The organism is Bacillus sp. FJAT-45350, assembly GCF_002335805.1.
Lineage (GTDB): Bacteria > Bacillota > Bacilli > Bacillales > NISU01 > FJAT-45350.
Map to the genome: position 1 here is coordinate 1,342,500 of NZ_NISU01000001.1, position 23,353 is coordinate 1,365,852.

A 23,353-nucleotide genomic window follows, 5' to 3' on the forward strand; every position below is an offset into this window, starting at 1 on the left:
ACAAAGAAAGAAGCTTACTTTGAGCTTCTTTCTTTGTACATATTAGTGATTACATTCTTTTCACTTTTTCAGTCTTCGGGTCGTATATGAATTTTAAATTTTTATAACTTCCTTCAAAAAATTCATTGTAGTAAGGTAGCTTTATTTTACTTTGATAGAGTGTATCAATCTCAATCATTTCACCTGCATAAAGTTCAGGTGGCTCACCTAATTCCGTTCCTACTGTGCTGGCTTTTATTGATTGTAATGCTTCAATCTTACCTCCACGAATGACTGCATCCTTATGAGAGAAGATAATATTTTTACCTGCAAACAGTTGAGATTGAATGACCCCATCTTTCTTTATAATGATCTCACCATTTGTCTTTATCGTTGACGATGTAGCAGACTTTATTTGAATACTACTTTCTTCATTTACCATAGATTCCATCTCTATAATTAACTCCTTAATTGAAAGGAGAATACTATTAAGTGCAGCTATTGACTGAATCATTCGAATTGAATGAAAGTCTTTAAATTTAGATAGGCCATTTAAGAGTATTCTAGTTTTTACAGAATGCTGTATTTGGTTTTCAGGCATTTCACTGAATATTTGATATAATTGATTGACTTCTTTAATGATATGGTCAAATTTCATTTCAAATAGCGTCTGGATTACATGGTTGAAGTTGAATTCAAGGTTCTTTTCGGTCATTGATTTTTCTAGTTGCTTCACTGCCAAGATTAATTTTTCAAAAGAAATTAAAAGATCTTGGGAAGTTTTGTATACTTGACTATAATACATACTAAGTTGGCCAGCTATTACTTTACTATTGATGACGGTTCCCATTATATGAATATCTTGAGTAGCCGCAAGCTTGGCATGATAGACGTTTCCATACACATATATACTTCCAGAGCTTTCAACTTTCATATTGTCTTTTACATGACCTCGAATTAACACATCTCCACTAAAGTAAATATTTCCTGTCTTCATATCTACATCGCTATTTACTTCATATGTTTCAAGAATATCAATATGTTTGACCGAGTGACCAGTAATAGAAGGGCGACCTTGTTGAAGTGCAATCACTTGACCATCTTCAGTAAGACGAACCCTCGGTTTTGGTCTTACTTCGATTTTCTTTGGTGGCTTTGGTTGGAGTACTTCTCCATAAACATTAATTCCATCTTTACCTTCTTTTGGTGGGAAGAGCCTTGCAATAACTTGTCCTGCCTCTACAGTAGGAATTTTCAACCGATTTTTATAATCGGCTTTTCCATCTACCTCTTCAATTACTTCTTTTAAGTCTTTGGAAAAGTATTTTTCTATTACAGAGTCGACTGCTGGAATAGGTGGTAAGCCTTCCGCTACTTTAATAGGCTTGAACGTTGGATTTAACAACTCTTGAATAATTTTCGTTGTGTAAATCTCAACTGAAACACCTTTTTTTAATACTTCTTCAGTAATTTTTGAACTGACTTCTTCTACATCACACGGGCTCGAAACGGCTTCAAGCTCTAGCATCATACGATGAGAACGAGCTTTTGTAGCTAGTTCGTATGTTTTAAACAGTTCTGAGGACACTTGTAATAGAATAGACAATTTATCATCACTAATTTTTATCGTAAAAGGTAAGGAAGAAGATTTTCTATGAATTTCAATTTTATCTTTAGAAAATACGATACGTTCTTTTTTTAGTAGTTGTTCATTTACTAGAATTTGCAGATCTGTATTAGGTACTAATATTGGATTTTTTCCACCTTCATTAGGGTCAATCACAAAAAGTTGTTGATCACGCACTTCAATAAATCCATCATTTTTATTTAGGACTGATTCTCTACTAGTATGTTGAGTTTCATTATCAGAAGATGGTTTATGAATTTCTTGATTTAAGTTAAGGTCGTCTATTAATTCAAATAATTTCGCATCATTTTTCATAGTCTCATCACATCCTTTGCTGTAATTTTATAAGAATTATTATAATCTATAGTAGAGTGTAGAGTTGTACTTTTAATTCGCTAGCACTAATATTTTTCTATATTATTAATCGATTCTAACTATATTTTACTAAAGTAATTTTGGTTTTGATGTGAAATAAGTCACAGAATTGTTTAAAATCACCATAATTGTTACCATAAAAGTTAATAATACATTAAAATTAGATATATTTTAATAGTTTATATATAAAACTATAGGACTTGAAAAAAATTTACTCAATAAATTTTTTAGAAAGGATGTCAAATATGTGCGGGCGTTATACATTAACAGTCGATCCTAACTTAATTATGGCAGAATATCAAATAATAAATGATTTCACTGACCAATATGAGATGCGCTATAATATTGCTCCTAGTCAAGGAGCGCTATCAATTATTAGTGACGGTGAAAATAGAAGAGCTGGATACTTACGATGGGGACTAATTCCATTCTGGTCAAAGGATGAAAAGATTGGCTATAAATTGATTAATGCAAGATCGGAAACATTACACGAGAAGCCTAGCTTCAAAAATGCTTTTAAAAAGCGACGTTGCCTAGTAATGGCTGATGGTTTTTATGAATGGAAGCGTACTGAAGACAAGAAACAGCCAATGAGAATTACTTTAAAAGATAAAAAAATCTTTGCGATGGCAGGCCTTTGGGAGAAATGGACATCGCCTGAAGGACAAGATATTCACTCATGTACAATCATTACAACCAAGCCGAATGATTTAATGGAAGAAATACATGACCGAATGCCAGCTATTTTAACTAGAGAACAAGAGCAAATATGGTTGAATAGAAGTATTGAGGATACGAATATTTTGCAAGATGTTTTAACGCCCTATGATGCAAGTAAAATGGAAGCTTATAAGGTCTCTACACTTGTTAACTCACCTAAGAATGATTCGGAAGTGCTAATGGAAAGGGTTGTAGAACAACAATAGTGCCTACTATGATAATTTCACGGTACCCTATTAGAATTTTGATAGAGTACCGTTTTTCTTTATTTACTCAATTAGTCTTTATCAGTGGCGTTTAATTTCAAAATTATCGCTTATATGTTTATTCGTTTGCTTTGTCAAAAAAAGCCTGAAATTTATTTACGACTGACATTATAATAAGCCCAATAATTAGTATTATCCAGATGCTTAATTCGGGGAAAAAATACATTAAACCTTGGGCAACTATTATAGCAACAATAGGTGCTAGAACTATTTTTAATAGTGGCTTCATAAAAACACTCCTTGAAAACGTATGTTGAAAGTGTAATCTACTTTATTAACAATAGATAATTTTTTTTAGAAGTTAAGTAATAGCATTGGATGTCAGATGTATTTACAGAAAATTTTAAAGTGTTAAAATTAATAGTAGTATCTAGTAATATTATCAAGTAATACCATTAATAATTTATTATAGTAAATACTTTGGAGGGTGAGAAACGATGAACAAAATAATAAAAATAGATATGAAACATTTAACTGTAAAAGAAGAGGATTCAAAACGCTATGAAAGGTTAGGCGGTAGGGGATTAACGTCAAGAATTATTCTAGATGAGGTATTACCAACATGTCATCCACTTGGGGGAAAGAATAAACTTATTTTTGCTACTGGTTTATTGACGGGGTCTGGAGCATCGAGTGCGGATCGTTATTCGATCGGAGCAAAAAGTCCATTAACGGGTGGTATAAAGGAAAGTAACGCTGGGGGAATTACAGGTCTAACATTAGGGAAACTAGGCATAAAAGCATTGGTTTTTGAAAATATTCGAGATGATTTTAAAATTATTCGTATTACAAAAGACGGTATTACCTTTGATAATGCAGACCCTATTTTAGGAAAAGGTTTGAGTGAATCAGCTACTTGGTTAAGAGACACTTATGGGAAACATGTTGCGGTATGGTTAATTGGTGTCGCTGGAGAGCAAAAAATGAACTTAGCCGGAATTGCAGGACAAGATAAAGACGGACACCCTACGCGGTATAATGGCAGAGGTGGTTTAGGTTCCGTTGCTGGTTCGAAGGGGATCAAAGCGATCGTCTTAGATCCAACAGGTATTGAAAAAAATCGACCAAACGATAGGGAGAGTTTTAAACCTGCGTTAAAACAATATCACACGTCGTTAATGGAAACACCAGCAACATCGAAAATTTTTCCAGAACTAGGAACAGCGGCTTTAGTAGAAACGACAAATGCTATCGGAGCATTACCTACTAGAAACTTTTCAACTGGATCAATCGAAGGGTATAAAAACATTACCGGTGAAACGCTAAGACAAACGATACTTGATCGTGGTGGTGATGGAACACCTACACATGCATGTATGCCGGGTTGTATAATTCGATGTTCTAACGTGTATTCTGATGCGGATGGTAATCGTATGACAGGTCCAATTGAATATGAAAATATTGGGTTGCTAGGTTCGAACCTTGATATAACAAATTTAGATGAAATTGCTGAATTAAACACTCTTTGCAATGAACTTGGCATTGATACAATTGAAGCAGGTGGAGCTTTAGGTGTATTAATGGCACAGAACGTAATTCCTTTCGGTGATATAAAGGCTGCCAAAGAGGCTTTAAACGAAATTAGAACAGGAAGCCCATTAGGTAGGATTGTTGGTAGTGGTGCAGATTTGATTGGGAAAATCTATGGGGAGCCTAAGGTACCTACAGCAAAAGGACAAACGATGCCCGCATACGATCCAAGAGCTGTTAAAGGATTAGGAGTGACGTATGCAACATCACCACAAGGGGCAGATCACACCGCTGGTCAAACAGTTCGAGCTCAAATTGACCATCATTCACCAGAGGGACAAGTTAAAGTATCGAAGGGAGCCCAAACTGTAAATACGGTGTTTGATAATCTAGGTATGTGTTTATTTAGTGCTGGTGCAGTTAAAAATCGCTGGGACTTGTTGGCGGAACTAGTGACAGCTTATACAGGAATAGATTTTACAGGTGAAGATATAGTAGCTGGTGCCAAAGAAACGTTAAAAGTAGAGCATCAATTTAACCGTGAAGCTGGATTTACAAAAGCAAACGATAAAATTGCAGACTACTTTTATGAAGACGAAAATGAGGCAAGTAAAACTGTTTTTGACGTTCCAGAAGAGGAACTCCATTCAATTGGAGTTGAAAGAGATGATTTGTAAAATCGAGTATATGAAAATTTTTGGAGTCTTAGAAAATGATTATTAAAGTGACATCTTTTATTCCCTACTTAGAAATAAGTCATTCTGAATATGAAATTGAAGAACGTACGACGATAGAAGAGTTCGTAACTCAATTAGGGGCAATATGGGATGACGATGTATTAGTGGTAGTCAATCGATATATCGTAACTGATAAACAACTGCAGTTACAAAATGAAGACGAGGTAAAACTGTTTATCCCGATTTCTGGAGGGTAATAATTGATTAGAAGGTGAGGAAAGTTATTTTTAAAATGAGAAGTTTTTCAGTCGACAAAAGGTGGAATTATATTGAAGTTAAATAAAGCATTACCTATTCTTTTTCTAATAATGTTCTTAGTTATGATGGGGTTTGGAATTATTATTCCAGTACTTCCATTCTATGCTGAAGAACTTGGGGCATCGCCTACCGTACTCGGTTTACTCATGGCGACCTACTCCTTAATGCAATTTATCTTTGCACCGATGTGGGGGCGTCTTTCTGATCGTATTGGTCGTAAGCCAGTAATCATGATCGGTATTTTCGGGCTGTCACTATCCTTTTTCATACTAGCATTTTCTACAAGCATATGGATGCTATTTGCTGCTAGAATCATTGGAGGCGTATTATCAGCTGCGAATATGCCAACTGTAATGGCTTATGTTGCGGATATTACTAGTGAAGAAGAACGTGGTAAGGGCATGGGAATTATTGGAGCAGCAACTGGACTAGGTTTTATTTTTGGACCAGCAATTGGTGGCGTGTTTACAAATATTAACCTACAAACTCCTTTTTATATATCCGGTTTTGTATCATTATTTACGTTAATCTTAGTCTTTTTTGTTCTGAAAGAGTCCTTACAACCATCGAGTGATAAGGTCATTTCAAGAGAGAAAAAATCGTTAAGAAAAGCTGTTCGTGAACCACTATCTATGCTATATTTTCTTCAATTATTTATCTCACTTTCGTTATCAGGGTTAGAAGCTACTTTTGCTTATTATGCAGCAGTAAGGGCAGGGCTTGATTCCGTGACATTAGGTTATATCTTTATGATAATGGGGTTAGCAAGTGCAATTGTCCAAGGGTCGATGGGGAAACTGACGAAAAAATTTGGAGAAACTACAATCATTAAAGCGGGTATTCTCATATCTGCTACTGGTTTCGGCCTTATCCTATTTATCCAAGACTTCACTACGGCTGCCATTTTTCTAGCTATATTTGGTGTCGGTAATGGTGTAATCAGGCCAAGTGTTTCTTCTTTATTAACGAAAAAAGCAAAAACTGGCTACGGGACTGCTACCGGATATTTAGCTTCATTTGACTCGCTAGGGAGAATCATCGGACCTATAGTTGGTGGGGTTTTGTATTCAATTACGATTGGCTTACCTTATATTTCAGGAATCTTCCTGTCAATAATCGCATTTCTTCTATTTAGAGTGTACACAAAAAGGTCAAGTCAACAGTTACCTTCAACTGGCTGATAGTATAATTAAGAAAACTATATTTTGTAGTAAATGTAACGGATTTAATTTTATAAATGGTTTGTCCTAAGGATAAAAATCAACCTTTTGGGACAAACCATTTTCTGTTCCTTCATAAGATTACAAAAGTTTAAATACTTAGTATAATAAATCAATTTACTTTATCCCCCTAAAAATAATATTTCATCACGTAAAGATTACTGTAAAACAAAATTGGAGGGATTTTTCATCATGTCAAATAACAAAATGCTATTCAGTAAAAATGTTCGAAATGTATTAGCTACAAGTGTAATTACAACGTCTTTAGCATTTACTTCTGTAGCTGGACAAGCTTATGCAAATAATCATGAACTGGAAGCGGACTTACATATTGAGGCAACAACAGATGGTTCTGTAGACTATGAATCTATTAATGTAGAATTAGAAGAGTTAATTGGGTCAGGTGACGAGAATTCGAACGGTGATGACGGTTTACAAGAAACTCCTAAACTTCTCCCAGGTGACCTATTGTACTTTACTAAAACAGTACTGGAAAATGTTAAGCTTGCCTTGACGTTTGACGATGTAAAAGAAATTGAAATAATGATTACCTTTACTCAAGAACGTATCAAAGAAGCTGCAGCTTTACTTGAAAACGGTGAAGAGGAGTTAGCTAATATAGTGCTTCAAAGAGCTATTGAACAACAAGAGTTAGCACTAGCAAAATATGAAAACATTGAAGATGTAGTAACAGAAGAAGAAGCTGGCAAAGAAGAAGTTACTGAGGAAGAAGTTAACGAAGAGGAAGTTACAGAAGAAGATGCTAACGTAGATGAAGTTACTTAGGAAGAAGTTAATGAAGAGGAAGTTACTGAGGAAGATGCTAACGTAGACGAAGTTACTGAGGAAGAAGTTAATGAAGATGTAGTAACAGAAGAAGATGCTAGCGAAGAGGAAGTTATAGAAGAAGAGGAACAAATAGATTCGATTCGTGCTGAACTAGAAGCTAAATTTTCTTCTAATATCCGAGCATTACAAGCAGCTCTAGAAAAGGTAAAAAATCCTAAAGCAAAAGAATCTTTACAAAAAAATATTTTAAAGGCACAAGAAAAGCTTGAAAAGAAAATCGATAAAAGATTAGCCAAGCTCCAAGAAGAAGAAATTAACGAAGAAAAAGTGGTAACTGATGAGTTACAAGAGGAAGAATACGTGGAAGTAGAAGCTGATAAAAATAACGATGACTTAACTGAAGAAAAAGAAAAAGAACAACTCGTTGAGCAAGAAGTTGAAGATAATACGATAGTTGTTACACATAGCGTACAAGTACAAGAAAGAAATAACGACAATGAAGTGAAACAACTTGAAGAAGAAAAACAAGTAATAGAAGCTGCTAACAAAGCTGCAGTACTGCAACGAGAAGAAGAAAAACAAGCTAGAGAAGAAGCTAAAAAGGTTGCCGAACAACAACGTGAGGAAGCTAAACAAACTAGAGAAGAAGCTAAAAAGGTTGCCGAACAGCAACGTGAGGAAGCTAAACAAGCTAGAGAAGAAGCTAAAAAGGTTGCAGAACAGCAACGTGAGGAAGCTAAGCAAGCAAGGGAAGCAGCTAAAAAGGCTGCGGAACAGCAACGTGAGGAAGCTAAGCAAGCAAGGGAAGCCGCTAAAAAGGAACATGAGGACGTAAGAAAGAGTAATTAAGTGTCTCAAGTTAAAAACAAACAATCAAGAAGAATTAGTACAAGTGGAACTAGAGCCAACATGCTTTAGTTCCCTTTGGCGTACCCATTTGTTTCTACTATACCCATGGAAGACATTACTTGTTTAAAGACGATAAAATTTTTGTTAGGGTAGATAGAGAATATTTTTCGAGTTAAGAAGCTGATGCGGCTTCTTTTTTTATTGCCTATAACTACTTCATGCGATAAGTGATAGCATATTCAAAGCACGAAAACAAAAAATCAAGGGGGTTATTAGCTAATGTTAACTATAATTACTTCATTGTTACTAATGACCGGAATAGGATTACCGGAAGTTGATGATACATTACTTATACCGAAATATGAAAATGAAATTATAGAGTGTACAATTGATACCAAAAATGAACGTTTAGAAGAATTAGTAGAGAATTTAGAAACTATAGATGAGCTAGAAGAGAGAGTTCTTCTGACGGATGAGGAAATAGATATGTTGGAACGTCTTGTAACTGCAGAAGCGAAGAGTGAACCGTTAGAAGGACAGGTAGCTGTAGCAGAAGTCGTGTTGAATAGAATGGAAAGTGAACAATTTCCTGATGAACTAGAAGAAGTGGTCTATGAAAAGGATCAATTTAGCCCAGTAACAAATGGTTCAATCAATAATGAACCTACAGAAAATGCAAAGCAAGCAGTTGAGGAAGCTTTATCAGGAACGAATGAGGCAAACGGGGCAATCTTTTTTTACAACGATACGATAATAAAGAAAAGTTGGTTAGAAACTAGACAAACGACAACTAGGATCGGAGAACATGTATTTAAGTTATAGTAGAAAAGCTGACGGCAAGGGAGGTACGAGTTATTTTTCACCTCCCTTTGAACAGCTTCTTCCTTATTCACGATGTGCTAACCCTCTTCTACTAACTGATTGTGGAGGTTGTTCCATCCAACCGTGATCGATTAATATATTGGCACCATCCTCTGCGTAAAACATTACCTCATGCATGAGTCGGTTGTAGTGTAGCCCTATATCACGTCGCGGACTAGTACCTAAGCTTGTTCCATAATGACTAACAGATGCGGCTGTGAGTGCAGAAATATGAAACATGATCAACTTATCAGAAAACGTACGTGCAGTTGATGAAGTAGGTAACGTGTCCCAAGTCATTGGTGACGGAAGTTCGCCTTCACTTAGAATGGAACCAAATATTTCAATATGCTTTGATGAAATTTCCACGCCCCTTAATAAGTATTTCACAACTTCTTCCTTTTCAGCCACTTGACTAAAAGCTGTAATTAGAGATTTCCCAAGCTGGTTTCGTTCGATATTAAAAAATAAGTTCATGATCTCAATGCTCGTTAATGGTCGACGTTCACCTAACCAACCCGTTAGGAAGTTCTGTTTTTTTACATAATCTACTTTAGTTGGAGCTTCTATTTGTGGTGGTCTTAAAAATAGGCCCTTACTCAGCATAGTATTTGCACATGTATTAAATAACTTCATCGTTTTTTCTCCACACTTAGTGAAAAAATGTCTGATATCATCACGTGCTGAGTTTGCAAGAGCAAGTGTAAAAGAGTTTCCGCCAATTTTAGCCATATTATGTACATAATACAAGCAGAAAGTATCTGAAAATAGTTTTGGAGCTTTTAAATTAACATCATCTTGTAAATTAAATCCATGTGGAATTGCAATATGTTCTTTATTAAATATAACTTCAATATCTCGCACATGTTGCTCTGATATTTGTAAGGCAACCTGAACATTTTCTTTAATTTCTAGATCTTTAATATGCTGCAAAAAATGATGTAGTACACATATCGCCATACTGTCATTCATATATGCAGTCCAAAGATTTCCAATTTCTGACGTAGAAAGCTTAATGTTAGCTTCCAATATCCACACCCCTTATTTAAGCTATAGATTTAATGTAACCTAAGTAGTAAAACTTATGAATTATCGTGTATGTTTTATAAAAGATATCTGTTTGAAACATAAATTATGAAAATAGACTGAAAAATACACCTTTTATACTTACATAAGTGGTAGTAAAGTTTGGCATACTCAAAAGAGCAATGTAAATTAAAAAACGCACGATCGTTTTAAATTTAAATAGTTGTTAGAGGTGACCACAGTGGATAATGTATTTGATTACGAAGATATTCAATTAATTCCAGCAAAGTCTATAGTAAATAGCCGTACTGAATGTGATACATCTGTAACATTAGGTGGACATTCGTTTAAATTACCAGTTGTACCCGCAAATATGCAAACAATAATAGATGAAAAAATCGCCATTTTCTTAGCGGAAAATGGTTACTTCTATATTATGCATCGTTTTGAACCGGATAAAAGGATTTCATTTATAAAAGATATGAAATCAAGAGGTTTATACGCATCAATTAGTGTCGGAGTTAAAGAGGATGAATATGAATTCATACAACAATTATCAGAAAAAGATCTTTCCCCTGAATTCATCACAATCGATATTGCGCATGGACACTCTAACTCGGTGATTGAAATGATTCAATATATTAAGAAGTACTTACCTAAAAGTTTTGTGATAGCTGGTAACGTAGGAACTCCACAAGCTGTAAGAGAATTAGAACATGCGGGAGCAGATGCTACAAAAGTAGGTATAGGCCCAGGTAAGGTTTGTATCACTAAAATTAAAACTGGATTTGGTACAGGTGGTTGGCAATTAGCCGCGATTAGGTGGTGTGCAAAGGCTGCTAGTAAACCTATTATAGCTGATGGGGGTATTCGTACAAATGGTGATATCGCTAAATCTATTAGATTTGGTGCTACTATGGTAATGATTGGATCACTTTTTGCTGGACATGAAGAATCTCCAGGTGAAACTATTGAAAAAGATGGAAAGCTCTGCAAAGAATACTTTGGCTCAGCATCGGAATTTCAAAAGGGTGAAAAAAAGAATGTTGAAGGTAAGAAAATGTATGTAGAACATAAAGGAATGTTACAAGATACTTTGATAGAAATGGAACAAGACCTTCAATCTTCAATCTCTTATGCAGGAGGGAATAAGCTAGAGGCCATAAGGACTGTCGATTATGTAGTCGTTAAGAATTCGATATTTAATGGTGATGCAGTATATTAGAGGTTCATTTATGAATTTTATTTAGGAAACAATAGCAATGGTCACTTCTAGGTTTCTTTTTCAATAACAATAATAAGATAATACTTATATAATCTCTAAAGTCATATAATTAAAAACATATATCTTTTTCCACGCTGGAAGGGATATATGTTTTTTTATCTGTATTCTTACATTATCTATAAATGAGTTATTTATGATAAGGTATAGTAGATACTTGCAAGGTAATTATGTTGAGAGCTAATAGGATTTTTTAGTAAGATAAAATAAATGCTAAACATTAAGCTTAAGGGGGATTTGCGTTGAAATTAATTAGCCCTTCCGAAGTACAAAACAAACTAAATGAGTTCAATGAACAAGATCTATACTTACATTTAGAAACTACAAATGGAGCGTATGCTTCACACCAAAACAAATCTGTAATGACAGTTGGTGCTTATATTCGTAACGGTGTTATTCGTTATGAACATGCTAAAATTACCGGCAATGGACCATATCGTGTTGGGATGAAGATGAAGATCGGCTGGGTATACGCTGAAGGCTTGACTCATTGGGAAGTCGATTCAGAGAATAGACTATTATTAGCAGGGCATGATGCTGATGGGAAGCTCGCTGTCGCCTGTCAAATTAGTACGCAACCATTTTAAAGATTAAGAATGTAGCAAAGGAGTGTGTATACATGGAGAACCGTATTTTAATCATTTATCCTCATCCAGATGATGAAGCTTTTAGTGTTTCTGGGACAATTGCCTTACATAGAGAAAAAGGGGCGGAAGTTACATATGTTTGTTGTACACTTGGTGAAATGGGACGTAACATGGGCAATCCACCAATTGCTACACGCGAATCCCTACCCTTAATTCGAAAAAAAGAACTTATGAATGCTGTTAAAGCTATTGATGTTACCGATGTACGGTTGCTAGGCTTACGAGATAAAACATTAGAATTTGAAGATTTAGATGAATTAGCGAATCGCTTTCGCGCATTTATTGATGAACTAAACCCATCACTAGTGATTACCTTTTATCCTGGATATAGTGTACATCCTGACCATGATGCGACAGGTCGTGCGGTTGTCCATGCCATGCAACAGATGCCAGAAGCAACACGTCCTAAGCTACATTGTGTAGCATTCTCACATGATTGTGAAGAAAAACTGGGCAAACCAGATGTTATTGTAGATGTATCCGCTGTGCAAGATAAAAAAATTGCATGTTACAAAGCACATAAAACACAAACAAGTGGATTTATTAGCGGACTACCAGAAAAACTAAAAAATAAGGACCCGCAAATTCTTGCATGGATTAATACAGAACGATTTTGGACTTATTCATTTGATTAATATTTTTGTCGAGATAAAACAAAACCGACACTAGCGTACGAGTCGGTTTTGTTTATTTGATGGTATTTTTACAAATAAGAATAATCTATTTTCGGTTCTGTATCGATTAACAGTTTACCTTCTTTCTCGATTAATCCCATTCTAAAAGTGTTTGGATTTCCTGATATTGTTATATCGACAAATGTAGGTACGGAATCATTTTCGGTAGTTACTGTATTGTATTGAAGATATGTATGAGTACCAAAATTAAACCGCCGTAAAACTTTTTTATGTTTTTCCTCGCAAAACAATGCTTCATGGAGGTTTTTACTAGTTAACTCTTTGCCAATCAACGGATTTAATCTATCTAAAACATCAGCTTTTCTTATCATAATCTTTTCCCCTTCATTAATCTCTCTTTTATACTTGAACTTTAAGTAAAACAACATCATACATTAATTATAAGCATAGAAATTACTGACGCAACTAATTCAATATTTTCATTCGATTAGTGTAAAATATGATGGATTTTCAAAAGTGTGTAATAATAAAAGCAGACAGTTCTTACTGAAAAAATGAATACACATTTTTTATTGTCCAATTTGTTAGAATATTATACAAGACGTTTTCGTGAACGTTGTGAGATTTTCTACCAAGGTTTTTTAAATTTTTTAATTTTGGCTATCCAAAAATGTAATAAAAATGATAGAATTTATTGTGGATATAATTAGTGTATAATTGACAAATTCTTGGTGAGGTGAAAAATATGAATAGCACAGAGCAAAACAAAACAGTTGCAACTGCGTATTCAAGAACAAATCCGTTTCATGCAGAGGTTCTTGAAAATATAAATTTAAATGGAGAAGGCTCAAGTAAAGAGACTAGGCATATTGAATTATCATTAAAAGGGTCTGACCTGTCTTATGTACCAGGTGACTGCCTTGGAATCCTTCCTGAAAATGACCCTGAACTAGTAGCAACTCTTATTAATGAAATGAACTGGGATGAAGCGCAACCAGTAACAATTAATAAGCAGGGTGACACGCTACCACTTAAAGAAGCTTTAACAACACATTTTGAAATTACACTTCTAACAAAGAAAGTATTACAAAATGCTGTGGAATTAACAGAAAGCGAGAAACTTAAAGAGCTTGTTGCTGTTGAAAATGTAGTTAAGTTAAAAGAATATATTGATGGACGTGACTTACTTGATTTCTTACGCGATTTCGGACCGTGGAATGCAACAGCTGAGCAAATTGTAGCTCTTTTAAGAAAAATGCCTCCACGTCTATATTCAATTGCAAGTAGTATCGCAGCTAATCCAGAAGAAGTTCATCTGACTATCGGTGCAGTTAGATACACTACGCATGGTCGTGAAAGAAATGGCGTATGTTCTGTACAGTGTGCGGAGCGTCTACCTGAAGGTGATACACTGCCTGTATTTATCCAACAAAATAAACACTTTAATCTTCCCGATTCACGTGATACCGATATTATTATGCTTGGACCAGGAACTGGAATAGCACCGTTCCGTTCATTTATTCAAGAACGTGCTGTAAATAAAGGAGAAGGTAGATCGTGGTTATTCTTTGGTGACCAACATGCAGCAACTGATTTCCTTTATCAAGATGAGCTAGAACAATATCAAAAAGATGGTGTTCTAACAAAATTAGATGCTGCATTCTCACGTGATTCTGACCAAAAAGTATATGTTCAACATAAAATGCTTGAACATAGTAAAGAATTATTTGAATGGTTAGAAAATGGTGCTTACTTCTACGTTTGTGGTGATAAGCAATATATGGCGAAAGACGTTCATAGTGCACTTCTTGAGATTATTGAAAAAGAAGGTGCGATGAGTCCCGAGGCAGCAGAAGAGTACCTAAGTGATATGCAAAAACAAAAACGTTACCAACGTGACGTATATTAAGAAAAATAAAAAAGATAGGTGAGTAGCAACTGCTTTCCTATCTTTTTTAACTATACATCGTGTTTTGAATTTACCTTATACTTATAATTCACTTTTTTTGTGTTCCTTTCTAAAGGTATTATCATAAAGAGCCTGAAATCCATACATTAATACTGATTTTATAAGAAACACAACCGATAATTGAACTTTAGTTAATCTAACAAGTGAAGCGTAACCAATTTTCTTAAGCCAGTCCATAATAAAAAAGGTAAAAACGGAATCGATTAATAAATTAACTAAAAGATATAATTTAAACTTTCCAAAAGTATATTTTAAAATCCAAAGAGAACCAACAAAAAATGGCCCTATGATTAGAGGGATTTCTCCTAGTACATTAGGTTTTACATTGAAATGAAACCACCACCATTTTTTCTTCTCTCCTAATCGACCTTCATTAAATACATATAGGCACATGAATAATGCTCCAGGAAGAAATTTCTTTAATGACTTTGAACCGATCAGTGGAAAAGTAAGCCATGGTAAAATAGTCATTAAAAGAATATATTTATTAGTATTCTTCACCACAAAATCCCCCTTTTAACTATCATAGTAAAATTTTCCCCCTTTAAAAGAAAGTTATGTATTACTAATAGACTGATTTTAAAAAAGATACTAATGAAGGGATATTATAAATATAGAGATAATAAGGAAAGTGATTTGAAAATGGATATAAAAACAGGCTGGGACAATGTCATTATGACCTTTTGTCCCAGCCTCTAAGTTAGTTTGTTTCAATTTAAAAAACGTACATGAGTAATTAAACCATATTCAACTTTGTAAACAGCGACAACATGTTTTTCTTCTGTTAAGCCACGAGACCCAGTAACTCTTTCCTCATCGAGTACATAATTTTCAAGGATAATTCTTGAAACTAGTTGACAATGGAGATTGGGACTTTCGTGAAAAAGTAATTCATACCGCTTACGCATTGCTTCTTTATTCTCCATTAGCACATTACCTGCACCGTCTTCAACGAAGCAATCTTCTGAATAGCATTCCAAAAATGTTTCTAAATCTCTGTTATTATAGGCTTCTAATTGCTTTTGTGCTGGAGCTGATATATCACTCATCAAATAACCTCCAAAATGTCTTTTACATGTAGATTATACATTACGAATAGTTTGTACTAAGAGGGTAGGATGGTCAAGCTAGAATAACATCTCAACTTCTAATTGCATATTAATTTCAAAACTAATTTTACTACCTATCTATTATCCTATTAGGGTAAACTTAAATTACCAGTGTGAATTCTAGTGTTTTCAGTTAAAATTAAGTAGAATGAATATATGATAATCTGTAGTTCAAATAGACAGAGGGGTGAATACAAAGTGAAAAGTACAATCTTTACTCTTGTTGCACTCATTTCCATATTGTTATTGACAGCTTGTGGAGGAAACGAAGATAGTGCAAAAGATATTAAGGAATTGGTGAATGATTATAGTGTCACTAATATGGAAGGACAAATTGCTTCAATCACTTCCCATGAACTTATTGTCACTAATAGTGATGAAAGTCAGTTAACTTATGACCTTCCTGAAGATGAGTTTTTTGTTTCTATCGCGCCGTACCTGAACAATACCCATCCTTGACTTATCCATAACTTGACAGGTTGTCAAGGCGAATTAACAAATGAAGAGTTTGCTTTATACATTGAAGACAAGGAAGGCAACGCAATACTAGATGAAACCGTAACTTCATTAGCGAACGGTTTTATTGATTTATGGCTACCAAGAGACAATAATTATACTGTTAGAATTGAATATGACGAAAAAACAGTGGAGTCAGAGATTTCTACATTTGAAGGAGACGCCACTTGTATTACAACGATGCAGTTGATGTAGAGAAAACAAGGATTCATCACTAAGCGTTTCTGGAAAAAACAGGAGCGCTTTTTAAATTTTAGTCAAATTTGTAAAAGATAACGTGAAACTTATTTTAAGTATATTCGTATATTAAAATGATAGGTTGATAAAATATGAAATGTAGTTTTCAGAATAGAATAAGAGGAGAGATTCATAGTGGCATTAAAGCTAGAACGAGTAACGAAAAAATTTGGAGAGTTTACGGCAGTTGATGATTTGTCCCTTTCTATTCCTGAAAAAGAAATGTTCGGCTTTTTAGGAGCAAATGGTGCGGGGAAAACGACGACATTTAGAATGATTCTAGGACTGTTAAGCCAAAGCAGCGGATTAATCACGTGGGACAATAAACCGATTAATTATTCTACTAGTCACATAATTGGTTACCTTCCAGAAGAAAGAGGACTTTATCCTAAGTTAAAAGTAAAAGACCAAATCGTTTATTTAGCAAGACTTAGAGGGATGCAAAAAAAAGAAATTCTAACAGAATTGGATTATTGGTTAACCAGATTCAAAGTACCGGAAAACGGTGAAAAGAAAATAGAAGAGCTTTCAAAAGGGAATCAGCAAAAGATACAATTTATCACTGCTATTATACATAAACCAAAACTATTGATTTTAGATGAGCCTTTCAGTGGTCTTGATCCAGTGAATGTAGAAATGCTAAAAGAAGCAGTACTAGATTTAAAAGAAAAAGGGACGACGATTGTATTTTCAAGTCATCGAATGGAGCATGTAGAGGAAATGTGCGAGCATTTATGTATTATGCATCATGGTAAGCCGGTTGTTCAGGGTTCTTTAAAAGCAATTAAACGGTCATTTGGAAAGAAGAACTTAATCATTCACGCAGACTTTCCTTTAGATGTTCTAAAGAATTACTCTGGTGTCACAAAAACTAAACAAACTACTCAAGGGATTCATTTACAGATAGAAGGAGAACATGTGGCAGAAACCATTTTAAAGGATATTGTAGGCAAAGGATTCATTAGAAAGTTCGAACTTGAAGAACCTTCTTTGAATGATATTTTTATTGAAAAAGTAGGTGCTTCCTATGAATAATTTTTGGATTATTTTATTTCATACGTACTTCAGCAAGTTAAAAACAAAACAATTTATCATTTCTACAGCAATCACATTAGCAATTATTATTGGTTTAACGAATATGACGAATATCATTGATTTTTTTAATAGGGATGATGGAAAACAAACGATTGCAGTGATTGATGAAACAACAGTTTTATTCGAAACACTTGAATCAAATTTACAAGAGACGAATACTCAAATTGAACTCATTAATTACAATGGTGATGAAGCACAAGCACAAACGGAAGTGGAAGAAGGGGAATATACTGGATTACTTCTTCTTTCTACTGATTCAGAAAACCTTCCTGTTGCCACGTATAAATCGATGACAATGTCAGATTCCTTTTTACCTATGGAGTTACGTAATAGTTTACAGCAAATTAAAACAGAGATGATTGCTTCACAAATCAATCTGAGTAACGAGCAATTAACGAAGCTTTATGAGCCTGTTGTATTTGAGCAGGTAGCACTTGAGGAGAATGCAAAAACAGCTGAGGAATTAAATCAAGCTAGAGGCTTAGTCTACGTCTTATTATTTGTTATTTATTTCGCCGTTATTTTGTATGCTAATATGATTGCGATGGAAGTGGCGACGGAGAAATCATCTCGTGTCATGGAAATACTAATCTCGAGCGTGTCTCCAATTAAGCAAATGTTTGCTAAGATACTAGGGGTTGGTTTACTTAGTTTGACACAAATGTTCTTGATGTTAGGGGTAGGATATTTTTCTATTCAACGAAATCTCGCTTCAATGGAAGGTGGTTTTTTCGAATTTTTTGGATTTAACAATATCCCTATGAGTACAATTATTTATGCTGTTGTATTTTTCGTATTAGGTTACTTTTTATATGCAACATTAGCGGCATTTTTAGGTTCATTAGTGAGCAGGATTGAGGATGTTCAGCAAATGATTACACCGATGACATTAGTCGTAGTTGCTGGGTTCATGATTGCGATGTTTGGATTAGGTCAGCCTGATACAACATTTATTACGATAACGTCTTATATTCCTTTCTTTACACCGATGTTAATGTTTATGCGTGTTGGCATGTTAAACCTACCTGTGTGGGAGCCGATTTTAGGAATTGCTATTCTTATCGTAACTATTTTTATCCTCGCTATTTTTGGTGCAAGAGTCTACAAAGGTGGAGTACTCATGTACGGGAAATCTAGCTCCTTTAAAGATATTAAAAAAGCTTTAGATTTCACTAAAAATAAGTAAGTCAGTAACAAGAGTAACGATTGATGACGAACTTCTCATGAATCAAATAATAGAAGATTTTTCTACTATTAGACTCAAAGAAGATAGGGGAGCTCGTTTTCTAGATAGAAGGTATACAATTGCAATAACCACAAACAATGAGATTAAAGAGAATTTCTCAGAAACGAAAACTCTCTACCTATATATATTGATGAAGATTATATTAATAATTACAAAATTATAAGTGAAATATATCATTTAGAAACAATCGAATCACTCGTTGATAAGGATGATGTAGATTGGGAAATAATGAATGATAGGTAGAAATAGAGGGCCTGTTCTTTTGTACAGTAATGTACTAAGAACAGGCCTTTTTCTATAAAAAATACTAGATGAAATGTAGTACTGCTCGTCAAAATGATGAATTTTATTACAACAAGATCTCCTACAAATTACGTCTAAGAAAATTCGTTTTTTCTTAGTGCATGATTTGTCCAAATCCTGAATAGCTATTAACAAAGAAGTAGGACTGGCAAGTGCTCTTCAACAATTTGATTTTATGCTAACTAAGTTTTGACAGGAGGGATTTTCATGGTTGAAGCGATTCTTAAACTATTTACAAGTGAACAACAGGCCCAGTCGATTTTATCTAATTCCTTGATTGAATTAATTTTCATGGTACTATTTGTCACATTTATTGTGGCTATTCTCATTCATTTCATTTTGTTTAGTAAGTTAAGGAGAATTCGAAATTTTATAACTGATACGGGTTCTTTGGATATTGATCCGTTAAATCGGTTTCAAGCAGAGTACGAGCATAAGGCCAAAGAAGAATCTGTGAAAGCTGAGACATTTGTGCAAAATAAATTCTCTAGTTGGCGTATGTTTAACGTACCAGTTGTCAGTCTGATTAAAATGATTCAGATGACCGTCTCTGTTTTTATCCTAGTTGGGGTACTTGGAACATTCATAGGTCTTGCTATGTCTCTAGGAAGCATCGATGCAACTGGGGACCAGCTAGTCGAAAATGTAGCGTTGGTACTTGCGGGTATTGATGTAGCGTTCTATACAAGTATTGCGGGTATGGGATTATCTCTAATTATGACAGTAGTTACGAAAGTGGCGAATACGGAATTTATGCTAACCGATATTATGTTAAAGACAGAATCCCATTTAGAAGAACAGGAAGAAGATGGGATAAGTCGTCTTATTGATGTCTCAGAATCAATTAATTCTTCAATAGTTGAACTAAAAGAAACGAATCAGGAATCGTTAAACGAGGTCGTTCAATCGTTTAGAGGCTTTCAAGAATATACGGTTGGTTTGCAGCAATCTGCTCGAGATTTGGCAAAGTTTAATGAAGGTCTATCTAATAATCTCAAGGACTTCACAGTCATTTTTGATAGCATCAAAGAAGTTACAAATGACTTTGATAAAGGAGTAGGGAAGCTCAATAAGAACTTCGATCAGTTATTTTCTTACTTCCATAAAATGGACCAGAGAAACGAGCTCATGACAAATACTTTTACTGAAACATATAAAAATATGAAGCAACTATCAAACTCCCAAGTGGAAACATTAAACCAATTCCAACAAACAACAGTCGATTTAAAAGACTATTTCTCTTCCATTGCAGAAAGGCAGGAATCCATACAAGGGGCATTTGATAGAATGAACGCACAGAGCGAACATCTTGTAAAAGTAATGAAGGAAAACAATCAACAGTTTGAACGCATTTTTGGTAACGATCTTACTACTCAATTAACTGGAATTACCACACATTTAAGAGCATTGAAGAATGACTTTGATAAACTAGGAAACTCTATCGTTCGTCTTCCAGAAGCATTAGAAACGATTAACACTGTACAAGGGGAATATAAGAACCTGTTATCGGATCGGTTTGATGAATTGAAAGAGTTTAATAGGGAATTTAATACCCATTTAAAAACTCATGCTGCAGATTCACAAAATTTTGAGAAACATTTAAATGACGCAACTCGATCTTATGAGCAAATAGGTATGAAAAATAATCAATTACTAAATGAAATCAATCGTACGATAGCCCATATGACAGATTCGTTTAATCAAAGAGAGAATCAAATTGAAACAAGCGTTGGTGTACTCAAAGACACTTTATCTAGATATGTCGGCAATTTAGAGGGTACGCTTGGTGATAAACTAGATAAAGTGAGCAGAAGCATTGGCGACTATGTAGTTGATATGAATGACACAGTGAAGAAAGAATTTAAACAAATAGGAGAAATTACAGAAGATAACCAACAAAGAAGTGCTCGTTACATGCAACAAACCGTCAGTGATTTGAGTCAAGAGCTTCACCAGTTAAATCGCCAGCTTCAAGCTCTATACCAAGAAGCAATGAGACAACAACAAAGTAATCGTGTAAGGGTTGGAAGCAATGATTAATAAATATAAAAAGCTATTTAACGGTGAACAGGAGGAAGGACATTTTTGGCCATCATTCACTGACTTATTAACGGCGATTTTACTTTGTTTTATCTTGATTTTTATAATCATGATGGTTATTAAATCATTTCAAATTGAAGAAATGAAACGAACAATTGATCAAATAATGGGTGTCAGAGTCCATTTAATTACGGAGTTGAATGAAGAATTTAGTGATTCTACGTTAAGCATTGAAATCGATGAGCAAACAGGTGCGATGATTTTTAATACAGATATTTTATTTGAATTTGATTCAGATGTTTTAAAGCCAGAGGCATTTCAGTTTTTAGATGAATTTGTTCCCGCATATTTAGATGTCTTATTAGAAAGTGGGTATGAAGACTATATTTCAGAAATCATAATAGAGGGTCATGCAGATAGTATCGGTAGCTATTTGTATAATCTAGAGCTTTCTCAGCAAAGGGCGTTTAGTGTAGCAGAATATATTCTAAGCGACCAATTTCCATATAAAAACATCCAAGAACACCTAAAAGAGAAACTAACGGTAAATGGAAGGTCTTATACGGATGGACGTACCGATGAAGATGGGAATTACAGTAATCAAGCCTCTCGTCGTGTTGAGTTTAAATTCCGTTTAAAGGATGAAGAGATTTTAGAAAAGACACGGGAATTATTGGGAGGAACTTGATAACCTGAAATTGCTGAAAAGATAGAATAAAATGGATTCAAGAAGTGGTAATGGCTTCTCAGATTGCGCGCTTACAATGATTAAACAAATCATAGCAGCCACTAAATGATGTAACGGCTTCAAGCATTACTTAATAAGACTGCTGGAAAAGTGAAAATCACACTTTTTCAGCAGTCTTCATGTTCCTTAAGGGTTAGTAGAGGTTACAGAATATACACAGGAAAATTTACCTTTCATTTATTGATTATTCTACACGATTACTTTTTTCTGATTTTTCTGATTTTTAAATAAAAAAATAGTTGACAAGAAAAATAAATTTATGATATTATTAAAAATTTGATAATAAATAATTTACATGTTAAGATTAAGAAGGTTACGATATATGGGGGTGGGTTATTTGTTTCAAATTGGCGATAACATTGTTTATTCAATGCACGGTGCAGGTATAATAAAAGCCATAGAAGAAAAGGAAATCTCAGGGGACAAACGACAGTATTATGTCATAAAAATGTTAATCGGTAATATGCAAGTTATGATTCCTACGGGTAAAATATTGAGTTCATGTTTACGCCCTGTTACTGACATAATTGCATTAAAACAGATCATACACATTTTTCAGCATGGAGAATCAGATAGATTACTGCCGTGGAAACAAAGGTATAAAGTGAACATGGACAAAATAAAAACCGGTAAAATACAAGATTGTGCTGAAGTTGTACGTGATTTAATGCGTATGAAAAAAGAAAAAGCACTTAATACAAGCGAAAAAGAAATGTTAGATAACGCACATAAATTTTTGATTAGTGAACTAGGATTAATTAAAGGGATTACTGAAAATCAAATAAAAAGTTTCTATTAAGGTTAACTTTTAAATAATGTATTGCATCTCCCTACTCGAACGTTGAGTAGTTTTTTTATTGATATGCAAAAAACAAAAAAAACAGGCCCTATATAAAGAGGGCACTGAAAAAGTCCAATCAAGACGATTCGAGAAGCAGTAATGACTCCGAACGTTGCTCGCTTGCTATGAGAAACCCACTCATTGCAAGCTTTTGAAAAGAGGCAACGACTTCGCACATTACTTCAAGGCTACTCAGCATCCTCTATATAAAGAGCTTGTTTGTATATACGATTTAAGATTAAGCAACTTTTTGAACGTTAGCAGCTTGATCTCCACGAGCACCTTGCTCAACGTCAAATGTTACTTTTTGACCTTCGTCTAATGATTTGAAACCTTCACTTTGGATAGCAGAGAAGTGTACGAATACATCGTCTCCAATTTCACGTTCAATAAAGCCAAAACCTTTTTCTGCATTAAACCATTTTACTGTACCTTTTTCCATCTTTGTTGCCTCCTAGTGCGTTACCACACATTTAATACTACCCTTGCCCAAAGTATCATCAAGACG

The 23,353-nt window shown here is 34.4% G+C and carries 24 protein-coding genes; 17 read left to right on the forward strand and 7 right to left on the reverse strand.

Features of this window, described 5'->3' with window-relative positions; genetic code table 11:
- Nucleotides 1-49: 49 nt before the first annotated feature.
- The gene (locus CD003_RS06800; RefSeq protein WP_096200408.1) at nucleotides 50-1,921 is read right to left on the reverse strand and encodes a FapA family protein; all 1,872 of its coding nucleotides are present in this window, start codon (nucleotides 1,919-1,921) and stop codon (nucleotides 50-52) included.
- Between the two features lie 305 nt (nucleotides 1,922-2,226).
- Here CD003_RS06800 and CD003_RS06805 point away from each other — a divergent pair, with 305 nt between their 5' ends.
- Nucleotides 2,227-2,907 carry an SOS response-associated peptidase gene (locus tag CD003_RS06805; RefSeq protein WP_096200409.1) on the forward strand — a complete coding sequence of 227 codons (681 nt, stop codon included), beginning with the start codon at nucleotides 2,227-2,229 and terminating at the stop codon, nucleotides 2,905-2,907.
- Nucleotides 2,908-3,025: 118 nt separating this feature from the next.
- Here CD003_RS06805 and CD003_RS21800 read toward each other — a convergent pair whose 3' ends face one another.
- Nucleotides 3,026-3,196, reverse strand: a complete 171-nt coding sequence (locus CD003_RS21800; protein ID WP_179295467.1) for a hypothetical protein — start codon at nucleotides 3,194-3,196, stop codon at nucleotides 3,026-3,028.
- Nucleotides 3,197-3,404: 208 nt separating this feature from the next.
- Here CD003_RS21800 and CD003_RS06810 point away from each other — a divergent pair, with 208 nt between their 5' ends.
- The 6 genes from CD003_RS06810 to CD003_RS06835 all read left to right on the forward strand — a co-directional run bounded on the left by CD003_RS06810 (nucleotide 3,405) and on the right by CD003_RS06835 (nucleotide 9,112).
- On the forward strand, nucleotides 3,405-5,114 hold the full coding sequence (locus tag CD003_RS06810) for an aldehyde ferredoxin oxidoreductase C-terminal domain-containing protein (RefSeq protein WP_096200410.1): 1,710 nt from the start codon (nucleotides 3,405-3,407) through the stop codon (nucleotides 5,112-5,114).
- Nucleotides 5,115-5,149: 35 nt separating this feature from the next.
- Entirely contained in the window at nucleotides 5,150-5,371 is a 222-nt protein-coding gene (locus CD003_RS06815) for a MoaD/ThiS family protein (RefSeq protein WP_096200411.1), read from the forward strand.
- Nucleotides 5,372-5,443: 72 nt separating this feature from the next.
- Nucleotides 5,444-6,613, forward strand: a complete 1,170-nt coding sequence (locus tag CD003_RS06820) for an MFS transporter (protein ID WP_096200412.1) — start codon at nucleotides 5,444-5,446, stop codon at nucleotides 6,611-6,613.
- Between the two features lie 231 nt (nucleotides 6,614-6,844).
- Nucleotides 6,845-7,438: a DUF5667 domain-containing protein gene (locus CD003_RS06825; RefSeq protein ID WP_096200413.1), complete on the forward strand. Its 594-nt coding sequence runs from the start codon at nucleotides 6,845-6,847 to the stop codon at nucleotides 7,436-7,438.
- Between the two features lie 363 nt (nucleotides 7,439-7,801).
- Nucleotides 7,802-8,290, forward strand: coding sequence for a hypothetical protein (locus tag CD003_RS06830; RefSeq protein ID WP_096200414.1), 489 nt, complete (start codon nucleotides 7,802-7,804; stop codon nucleotides 8,288-8,290).
- A gap of 279 nt (nucleotides 8,291-8,569) precedes the next feature.
- Nucleotides 8,570-9,112 (forward strand): cell wall hydrolase, encoded by a 543-nt coding sequence (locus CD003_RS06835; RefSeq protein WP_096200415.1) that lies wholly within the window; start codon nucleotides 8,570-8,572, stop codon nucleotides 9,110-9,112.
- A gap of 63 nt (nucleotides 9,113-9,175) precedes the next feature.
- On the opposite strand, the gene CD003_RS06840 is transcribed toward CD003_RS06835, so the two are convergent.
- A complete protein-coding gene (locus CD003_RS06840) occupies nucleotides 9,176-10,180 on the reverse strand; it encodes a DUF3231 family protein (protein WP_257008236.1) in 1,005 nt (334 codons plus the stop codon).
- A 238-nt stretch (nucleotides 10,181-10,418) separates the two neighbouring features.
- Between CD003_RS06840 and guaC the strand changes: the two genes are divergently transcribed.
- From guaC to bshB2, 3 genes are all read left to right on the forward strand, one after another.
- Entirely contained in the window at nucleotides 10,419-11,402 is a 984-nt protein-coding gene (gene guaC, locus CD003_RS06845; RefSeq protein ID WP_096200416.1) for a GMP reductase, read from the forward strand.
- Nucleotides 11,403-11,701: 299 nt separating this feature from the next.
- A complete protein-coding gene (locus CD003_RS06850; RefSeq protein WP_096200417.1) occupies nucleotides 11,702-12,046 on the forward strand; it encodes a YojF family protein in 345 nt (114 codons plus the stop codon).
- A 32-nt stretch (nucleotides 12,047-12,078) separates the two neighbouring features.
- Complete coding sequence (bshB2, locus tag CD003_RS06855) at nucleotides 12,079-12,741, forward strand: bacillithiol biosynthesis deacetylase BshB2 (protein WP_096200418.1); 663 nt, start codon at nucleotides 12,079-12,081, stop codon at nucleotides 12,739-12,741.
- A 68-nt stretch (nucleotides 12,742-12,809) separates the two neighbouring features.
- On the opposite strand, the gene CD003_RS06860 is transcribed toward bshB2, so the two are convergent.
- Nucleotides 12,810-13,112 carry a hypothetical protein gene (locus CD003_RS06860; protein WP_096200419.1) on the reverse strand — a complete coding sequence of 101 codons (303 nt, stop codon included), beginning with the start codon at nucleotides 13,110-13,112 and terminating at the stop codon, nucleotides 12,810-12,812.
- 374 nt (nucleotides 13,113-13,486) lie between these two features.
- Here CD003_RS06860 and CD003_RS06865 point away from each other — a divergent pair, with 374 nt between their 5' ends.
- Nucleotides 13,487-14,650, forward strand: coding sequence for a sulfite reductase subunit alpha (locus CD003_RS06865; protein ID WP_096200420.1), 1,164 nt, complete (start codon nucleotides 13,487-13,489; stop codon nucleotides 14,648-14,650).
- Between the two features lie 81 nt (nucleotides 14,651-14,731).
- Here the strand turns inward: CD003_RS06865 and CD003_RS06870 are convergent, their stop codons facing one another.
- Nucleotides 14,732-15,211 carry a hypothetical protein gene (locus CD003_RS06870; RefSeq protein ID WP_257008237.1) on the reverse strand — a complete coding sequence of 160 codons (480 nt, stop codon included), beginning with the start codon at nucleotides 15,209-15,211 and terminating at the stop codon, nucleotides 14,732-14,734.
- A gap of 209 nt (nucleotides 15,212-15,420) precedes the next feature.
- On the reverse strand, nucleotides 15,421-15,759 hold the full coding sequence (locus CD003_RS06875; protein ID WP_096200421.1) for a nuclear transport factor 2 family protein: 339 nt from the start codon (nucleotides 15,757-15,759) through the stop codon (nucleotides 15,421-15,423).
- Between the two features lie 258 nt (nucleotides 15,760-16,017).
- On the opposite strand from CD003_RS06875, the gene CD003_RS21805 reads away from it, so the two are divergent.
- The 6 genes from CD003_RS21805 (at nucleotide 16,018) to CD003_RS06910 (ending at nucleotide 22,803) form a co-directional block, all read left to right on the forward strand.
- Nucleotides 16,018-16,530 (forward strand): CueP family metal-binding protein, encoded by a 513-nt coding sequence (locus CD003_RS21805; protein ID WP_257008240.1) that lies wholly within the window; start codon nucleotides 16,018-16,020, stop codon nucleotides 16,528-16,530.
- 177 nt (nucleotides 16,531-16,707) lie between these two features.
- Nucleotides 16,708-17,607 carry an ABC transporter ATP-binding protein gene (locus CD003_RS06890; protein ID WP_096200424.1) on the forward strand — a complete coding sequence of 300 codons (900 nt, stop codon included), beginning with the start codon at nucleotides 16,708-16,710 and terminating at the stop codon, nucleotides 17,605-17,607.
- On the forward strand, nucleotides 17,600-18,853 hold the full coding sequence (locus tag CD003_RS06895) for an ABC transporter permease (RefSeq protein ID WP_096200425.1): 1,254 nt from the start codon (nucleotides 17,600-17,602) through the stop codon (nucleotides 18,851-18,853). The genes CD003_RS06890 and CD003_RS06895 overlap by 8 nt, the downstream gene beginning before the upstream one ends.
- 570 nt (nucleotides 18,854-19,423) lie before the next feature.
- Nucleotides 19,424-21,256 carry a MotA/TolQ/ExbB proton channel family protein gene (locus CD003_RS06900; RefSeq protein ID WP_096200426.1) on the forward strand — a complete coding sequence of 611 codons (1,833 nt, stop codon included), beginning with the start codon at nucleotides 19,424-19,426 and terminating at the stop codon, nucleotides 21,254-21,256.
- On the forward strand, nucleotides 21,249-21,944 hold the full coding sequence (locus CD003_RS06905) for an OmpA family protein (RefSeq protein ID WP_096200427.1): 696 nt from the start codon (nucleotides 21,249-21,251) through the stop codon (nucleotides 21,942-21,944). Before CD003_RS06900 ends, CD003_RS06905 begins: the two co-directional genes overlap by 8 nt.
- 397 nt (nucleotides 21,945-22,341) lie before the next feature.
- Entirely contained in the window at nucleotides 22,342-22,803 is a 462-nt protein-coding gene (locus CD003_RS06910) for a CarD family transcriptional regulator (RefSeq protein WP_179295469.1), read from the forward strand.
- A 280-nt stretch (nucleotides 22,804-23,083) separates the two neighbouring features.
- Here the strand turns inward: CD003_RS06910 and CD003_RS06915 are convergent, their stop codons facing one another.
- Entirely contained in the window at nucleotides 23,084-23,287 is a 204-nt protein-coding gene (locus CD003_RS06915) for a cold-shock protein (RefSeq protein WP_096200429.1), read from the reverse strand.
- Nucleotides 23,288-23,353: the final 66 nt, after the last annotated feature.